The organism is Acinetobacter sp. MD2(2019) (genome assembly GCF_035615615.1).
In the GTDB taxonomy this organism is placed as follows: Bacteria; Pseudomonadota; Gammaproteobacteria; order Pseudomonadales; family Moraxellaceae; genus Acinetobacter.
In genome coordinates this window covers 1-7350 of sequence record NZ_VTDU01000041.1, presented here as the reverse complement: position 1 = coordinate 7350, position 7350 = coordinate 1, and the positions used below count along the sequence as shown (strand labels likewise).

The 7350-nt window shown below is 38.0% G+C and carries 5 protein-coding genes and 1 pseudogene; 4 read left to right on the top strand and 2 right to left on the bottom strand.

Annotation, left to right across the window (positions count from 1 at the left end):
- The first annotated feature begins 318 nt into the window (after nt 1–318).
- From I2F62_RS12650 to I2F62_RS12635, 4 genes are all read left to right on the top strand, one after another.
- A complete protein-coding gene (locus I2F62_RS12650) occupies nt 319–1197 on the top strand; it encodes a VacJ family lipoprotein (RefSeq protein WP_324627353.1) in 879 nt (292 codons plus the stop codon).
- 81 nt (nt 1198–1278) lie between these two features.
- Nucleotides 1279–2247, top strand: a complete 969-nt coding sequence (gene gigA, locus I2F62_RS12645) for an RsbU family protein phosphatase GigA (RefSeq protein ID WP_324627352.1) — start codon at nt 1279–1281, stop codon at nt 2245–2247.
- Nucleotides 2248–2359: 112 nt separating this feature from the next.
- Nucleotides 2360–2881 (top strand): anti-anti-sigma factor GigB, encoded by a 522-nt coding sequence (gene gigB / locus I2F62_RS12640; protein ID WP_324627351.1) that lies wholly within the window; start codon nt 2360–2362, stop codon nt 2879–2881.
- A gap of 24 nt (nt 2882–2905) precedes the next feature.
- Nucleotides 2906–3730, top strand: coding sequence for a carbon-nitrogen hydrolase family protein (locus tag I2F62_RS12635; protein ID WP_324627350.1), 825 nt, complete (start codon nt 2906–2908; stop codon nt 3728–3730).
- Between the two features lie 149 nt (nt 3731–3879).
- Here I2F62_RS12635 and I2F62_RS13245 read toward each other — a convergent pair.
- Both I2F62_RS13245 and I2F62_RS12630 read right to left on the bottom strand, forming a co-directional pair.
- Nucleotides 3880–4011, bottom strand: a pseudogene (locus tag I2F62_RS13245) (transposase); the annotation flags it as partial.
- 147 nt (nt 4012–4158) lie between these two features.
- Nucleotides 4159–7350, bottom strand: a 3192-nt coding sequence (locus tag I2F62_RS12630; RefSeq protein ID WP_324627349.1) for a cadherin-like domain-containing protein, incomplete at its 5' end; no start/stop codon positions are given.

The following is a 7350-nucleotide window of genomic DNA, read 5'->3' as shown; positions in this document are numbered from 1 at the left end:
AACCCAAAAACCAACACTTCGTGCTAACTAACTGTTTATCAACAAGTTTTATTTCTCATCACCGCCGATGGATGTGCATTCTACAGCATTCCCATCCCAACACAACCCTTTTTTATAATTTAATTATCCAAAAGTTCAAACCTTAATCAGTAAAATTTTAACTTGCTGTTTTTATTATTATTTTTATTTTATCTATTTTTATCTTCTTTTTTAAGCCTCAATTCAACGCTGTATTTTATTTAACGAATCCACCTTTCTTTTATTTCATGTTATAAACTAAACAATATTAAGATCGCTATTATTTTGTGGAAGCATTTTATGCATCAACTTTCTATTTTCGGATCATCGCTTTGTCTTCTTAGTCTAAGCTGTATTGCATCGGCAGATGATGCGGTATCAACATCCACCCAAACAGCAGATACAGAAACAAGTACAATTACAACCACAACAACCACGAAAACACATACGTCGCCATTTTTACACTTAAAAGAAATAACACATGAAACCATCACCAAATTAAAAGTAGACGCCAATGCAGAACAACCAGACGAAGTAAAAGACCCGTTACAAACAATTAACCGTAAAGTTTTTGTGTTTAATGATGCATTAGATCGACATGTACTACGTCCAATTGCGGTGCAATATCAAACCAAAATTCCTGAAGACGTTCGTGGGTCGTATCGTGGATTTAAAGATAATTTAGGCGAGCCTTGGAATGCAGTGAATCAAGTTGCACAGTGGAAACCTAAACGTGCGCTAAAAACATTGGGCCGCTTTACCATTAATACATTAACAACATTAGGCTTAGCAGACCCTGCACGACGCTTAGGCTTAGATCAGCAATCGGAAAGTTTAGGTGTGACATTAGGTTATTATGGCATGCCTTCTGGTCCATATTTAATGCTACCATTTTTTGGCCCAAGCACCGTACGGGATGGTTTAGGCTCTATTGTTGATCTTGAAGCACAGCCGCAGCGTTATATCTTTGATGACTATAAAGGTTTATATTGGACGAATGCTGCACTCGGCGCTATTGATTTACGCAGCAGCTTATTAGATATTGATCAATCACTACAAGGCGATCGTTACGCGGCAATCAGAGATGCTTATTTACAACGTAAACATTTCCAAATTGCACAGCGCCAAGGCAAAGATGATCAGGTGTCGTTTGTTGATGATGATCCATTGAATCAATAATGCACCGACATCTTGATGATGAACAGACAGCAATCGTTATAATTTAGTTCAATTGGTTTTCTCAGGATTACGTTCTCATTTATGTATTTCATTCAACCTACTCGTACCATCCCGCATCTAGATAAAGTTTTAGATGCATTACCGAGTCTACAAATGATTCATGTTGAGGATATTCATCTTTATGATCAAAGCATTATTGCCATTGCAGATGTTCAAGATTTTTTAACACAAAAGTGGAACCTGCCAACCATTGTGTTGGCATTTGAACACGAAGGTAGCGCACTTGCTCAAGCGTGGCAACAAGGGGCTTTAGCAGGATGGATTTGGCATGATTTGCCGCGTAATCCTGTGGTTGCCTTAAGTAAAATCGATGCACAATATAAACGCAACCAAGATAGTCGAGACCTACCCTCTGCAGCATTATTGCAAAAGAAACTGTTGCCCGACCCCATCGACATTGCTAATTATAAAATAGATTCTTTTTTTCAACCTTCTGCGTATTTGTCTGGCGATTGGTATGATTATTGGAAAATTAGCGACAAAGAACTGATTTTTTATCTGGCTGATGTTTCTGGACACGGGGTGACAAGCAGTCTACTCACTTCATGGATGGCCGCCTTTCATGGGCGCTCTAAAACTCCGCGCGAACTAATTAAAAAACTCAATGGCATGTTGCTACAAGAAAATATTGAAAAGCACATTACTATGATTACAGGGGTGTTAAATTTCGAAACCCATCATTTACGTTGGTCAAGTGCAGGACATTACCCACCAGCCATTTTATTTGATGAGCATCAACCACCTCAAATTTTAAACACCAGTAGCTTTCCTTTGGGCCTAACCGAAGACTTAGAAGTTGAAGAGTTTGAGTGTATTTTAAACAAAAATTCGCGTTTTATTGTTTGCTCTGATGGGGCTTTAGAACCCTTCGATGGCAGCTTAAATGAACAATTTCAACAACTTGTTGAAAAACTACAAACTAATACCTTCAAAGCACCTGCGCATGTGGCCGATGATATTGCTATATTAAGTTTATGCAGAGTGAAATAATTTTAAAATCAGAATGATAGCTTTTTTTTCATTATATTTACACAATCACCCTCTTGAGTCTATTTTTTCACTATGGGATAATTTCTAATCCTTCTTTAAAAATGGCATATATATGTCAACAGGTCATGTTGAATATACAAGTTTAGATGGTACGTATTTCTTCAAAATTATCGGAGAAGTACGCGCACAATCTTGTATAAGTCTAGACAAATTGTTGAGCAAGATTGAACAGCAACACGACGTTGTCGGTGCTGTGGTCGATCTGACTCAAACAACTTTTATAGACAGCACAATTTTGGGTATTCTGGCTAAATTGGGTATTAAGCTCAAACAAGCGCACAATATTCAAGCAGTGATGTTGTCGACGAATCCTGATATTACAACTTTAGCGAATAGCATGGGCCTTGGGCAGGTGTTTATTATTCTCGACTGCGGTGATTCGGTTGTGTGTTCGCACATGTTGTCTGATGAAAATGCCACCCAGCACCAGATGCTAAAAACGGTTTTAGATGCACACAAAACCTTAATGAAATTAAATGAAAGTAACCAAAACATTTTTGAACCGCTTGTAAAACAACTCGAAAAACAGCAAGATCAATTAGAAGAAGAAACTACAGAATCTCACCTCGGATAATCCCAGCAATCAAGGATGTTTGCCATGACTTTACTTTCTGTTGCACAAATGAACTCGCAAAATGACATTGAAGCGAACTTTGCGAGCGTAGAATCATTATTGCAACAAAGTAAAGAACAGGGATCCTCCTTATTGGTTTTACCTGAAAATTTCATTTGTTTTGCCGCAGGTAAGCAACGTGAGACTGCAGAACAATTTGAATCGTTTCAGCAACGTCTTGAACAATTGTCGCACCAATATAATATTTGGATCGTTGCAGGAACTCTGCCTTGCCCCTTTCGTCCAGATGGCACGCCTGTGCCTAATGGCCGTGTACGTACCACAAGTTTATGTATCAGCCCTGAAGGCACGCAAGCACGCTACGATAAAATTCATTTATTTGATGTTCAAGTTAGTGATGGCGTTGGCGGTTATCAAGAATCGAAAAATTTCGAACCGGGCAATGAAACCACAGTAGTCAAAACACCTTTTGGTCATATTGGCTTAATGATTTGTTATGATTTACGCTTTCCAGAACTTGCGCTGTGCCTGCGTCAACAAGGTGCGAACATTTTGACTGCGCCTGCTGCATTCACTTATACCACAGGTCAAAAACATTGGCAGCTCTTATTACAAGCACGTGCCATAGACAGCCAATGCCAAGTTTTAGGTGCAGCACAACAAGGTTGGCATGGTGAAAAACGCCAAACATGGGGACATGCAGCCGCAGTAAATAGCGAAGGTGGCATTCTAGCTAGCGTAGAAACAGAAGGTTTAGGCTTAATTAGCGTGCCTTTTGACTTACAGCAGCAACAGACCATTCGTAATGCCATGCCACTCATGCAACATCGCAGACTTCTACAATACTAAGACAGAAAACTAATTTGAATCAGCAAAAACTAAAACTTAGTTCTTTTCTTTGTCTACGATCTTGTTCGATTGAATCCAAGGTACAAAAAGTATGAAAGCGCTGCTTTGATATTTTTGAGGCGCTTAACTGCACACCTAATCAGATATAGCTAATTACGAAATAAATCGTCACAGTATTTTTTAAACAATTCATCAACATCTTTTACACGAAATTTATTCCTAATCGACTTTACCCTAGACCACATTTTTTCAATTGTATTTAAATCAGGACTATATTTGGGTAGCCTATATAGAGCAGAATTTCAGCAGTACTCTTCATCATTAAAAAAATGGAAAGTTTCAACTTTATTTAGTATAGGACTGTGATATAAAAAAGAGCACCTTAACTAGTAAGATGCTCTTTTTTTAGCTAATATTCATTTAAAAAATTAGCCAATCATCGTTTGTGTTTGCACCAAATCATCAAGGTGAGTATTTGCATTCACACTTATAAGTGCAGCCAAGTTTTCGGTATGTGTCGTATGTGTTGCCACTGTCGTTTGCGCACCCAACACATCCTCCAATTGATCTGAAGTTGTTGTGTCATGAGCGACTAATAAATCAGCAACGTTCAACTTCGATACAGTATGATCAATGACCGCTGTTTTTGCTGTCGCGGCAATATCAGAAGCTTGAGTTAAGACATCAAATAAAGTTGCCTGCGTATCAACGTCAGAATGAGTTGTCACATTGGTTGCTGTAACATCCCCTTTAATGTCAATCGTTTTAGTCTCTGACTCAGCGCCACCATGATTAATCACTACCACAGACAATTTATGATCAACAGCAGAATCAGAATAAACACCCGTTACTGATAAAATTGACTCCCATTGTTCAATAGTTGCTGTAACACCTGTTTTTTCAGTGATTGTTAATTCATAAGAACCATTCGCTCCTGACTCGCCTTTCACATCAAAAACATTCGATAAAACACCATTATCGGTATACAGTTTATCTGATGTACTTGCATTAGATAATGTAAGTTTAATTTTATCTATATCATTGTTACTGTCAGTCATTTTAACATTTGTAAACAACTTGGTTGCAACATCTTTATGTGCAGTAATAAATGCATCTGAACTTGGGGCAACAATTTTTAATGCACCCACAGCAATATCATCTGTACCATCTGTACCATCAAAACTAACAACCACATCACCCGTTTTACCTACTAAATTTTCAGGTAAATCAACATCTAAGGTTGTCCACTTTTCTGCCATATAGCCTGAATCATCACGATAATTTGTATCATTCAACACATCAGCCCACGTTTTTATCTTGAACGTTTGTCCTGAAGTATAAGTTATTCCATCTACCGTAACTGATGCACCATTTAAAACAGTAATCTCGGCATACTTAATGGCATCACTTTGTTTTGCTTCATTTGACTCGTAAGTAACTGAGTTAGGAACAGGTTCTGATGTTACCATTTTTAGAACATCAGTACCGGCTACGCTAAAGGTGGCTGTCACTGCCTTACCACCATCATTATTACCATCCCAACCATTATTCCATGCTAAGTCCAAGACCAACTTGGATTGAGAAGTAATTTCTTTCTCTAAAGTTTGAGAGACACTACCAGCTGCATTATCCTGATCAAATAAGATACCACGACCTAAATCTTTGATAGAACCTGTTTTTTTCCATGCACCTGTCGAGGAATCTCCTGCTCCGCCACTAAAATCACCATTTTTAGTTATTTCAGTATACGATGCTACATCAAAATCCACAGTAGGCTTATCTGTTACATTGGTTGCTGTATCCGTGACTTTTACAGCAAACTCTAAGGTAGAAGATGCGTGATCACCATTAGATTTTTCTGTTGATGTAACCTCAAATTTGGCTGTTAGCTGTTCTTGAGTTTTGTCATGGACAGTTAAAGTAAAGTTACTATATGTTTTTGCACTACCATCATATGGCGATGCAGGCATATAAGTTGCTACTCCATCTTTTCCTACAGTAATTGTGTGAGGCTTACCGTTGGAATCAACAAATGAAAGTTCTGCACCTGCGGGTAGACCTGATACGCTAAAAGATAAAGACTCTGAACCATCTGTATCTGTGACAGCGAGCTCAACACCAGTTAACTTAATCGCCTCTGTAGATTTCCCCTGATAACCAAGACTTACGGGATAAAAACCAGTATGATCATCGCCATCGTTACCCGCATTATATTTCTCTAAAATATAGCTGGTTCCTTGTAAACTCTTCTGAATAGCAGCTTCATCTTGGTAGTATTGCATTTTAGAACCATTTTTATTTTTGACCTGAAAATCATAGTTTCCTATCCCAGCAGCATTGTGTGCATAAAATTGGAAACTATAAAAACCAGACTGAGTGACGCTAAAATCATCGCTACCTGTCTTATTACCACCCGCCCAGCTTACGTGTAAAGAAGATACATCATCACCTATCACAATAGTGGCACTATCATCTCCTTTACCGTTATAAGTATAGGTTTGACCTGCCTCCAAGAATACGAATCCAGAAATATAAACTGCATCGTATGTTGGTAAATTAGTATCTACTAGAACAGTTGTAGTTGCATTTTTATCTACAGTAATTAATTGACTATCATCATTTTTAATATCTGTAGTCAGATCAGTTGTATGATCACGTAACTTATTAATCGCTGCAATTAAGTCTTTACTGTCTGCGCCACTTCCACCATTCTTTAATAAATCATGTCCTTCAATTTGTTTAACATTTTTCCATTGTTGAATGTTTAATGCTAAATCTGTTGGTTTAGCATCAAAGTGACCTACACTTGGTTGATCCGCTACAGCATTTACACCAATTTTCAACTCACCCTGTTGTGTTTTGTTACCTGATGTTACTGTGTATGTAAGTGTAGGAACACTACCACTGTAGTTAAGGCTTGGCTCAAAAGTATACTTCCCATCGGCATTCAGCGTTAATTTACCAACACCATCTATCGTAATAGGTTTACCTATTTCATAAGATTTTCCATCAATTTGAACATTACTAATAGTGCCAGTTAAAGTTGTACCTTCAAATACACTCTTATCTATAATTCTGACATCTTCTGGTGTCAGAACAATCATGTCTTTATCTACTGGATGATCTCCATTACGATCTGTTGTTTCTGCATTAACTGTTACGACACCACCTACAATATTATCAGGAATATGCGCAGTATAATTTCCATCATTATCTACAGTTGTATTTACAATTTCAGTAACCGATTTACCATCTTTGTCTTGGCCTTTAATTGTAAGTTTAACTTCTGCATTTTGTTCAACATTAATTACCTTACCAGTAATATTACCTTGACTATCGACTCCAACAGTAATAGTACCTGCACCCGAAAGTTCACCTGGACCTTTAACAGCATTACCATTGCGGTCTGTACTTACTGATTCGCCAACCAGTGGTGAGCCTTCTACAATTTTGGTGCCTTCTGGTAATTTTGCACTATACGTGCCGTCGTCTTTAACCACTGTTTTAACAGTTTCTGTCACCACTTGACCGCCTTTGTCTACACCCTTAACCGTAATAACAACGTCGGTTCCTGGCTTAACATCGGTGGTTTTACCCGTTAGGCTACCGTCTTTACCAAT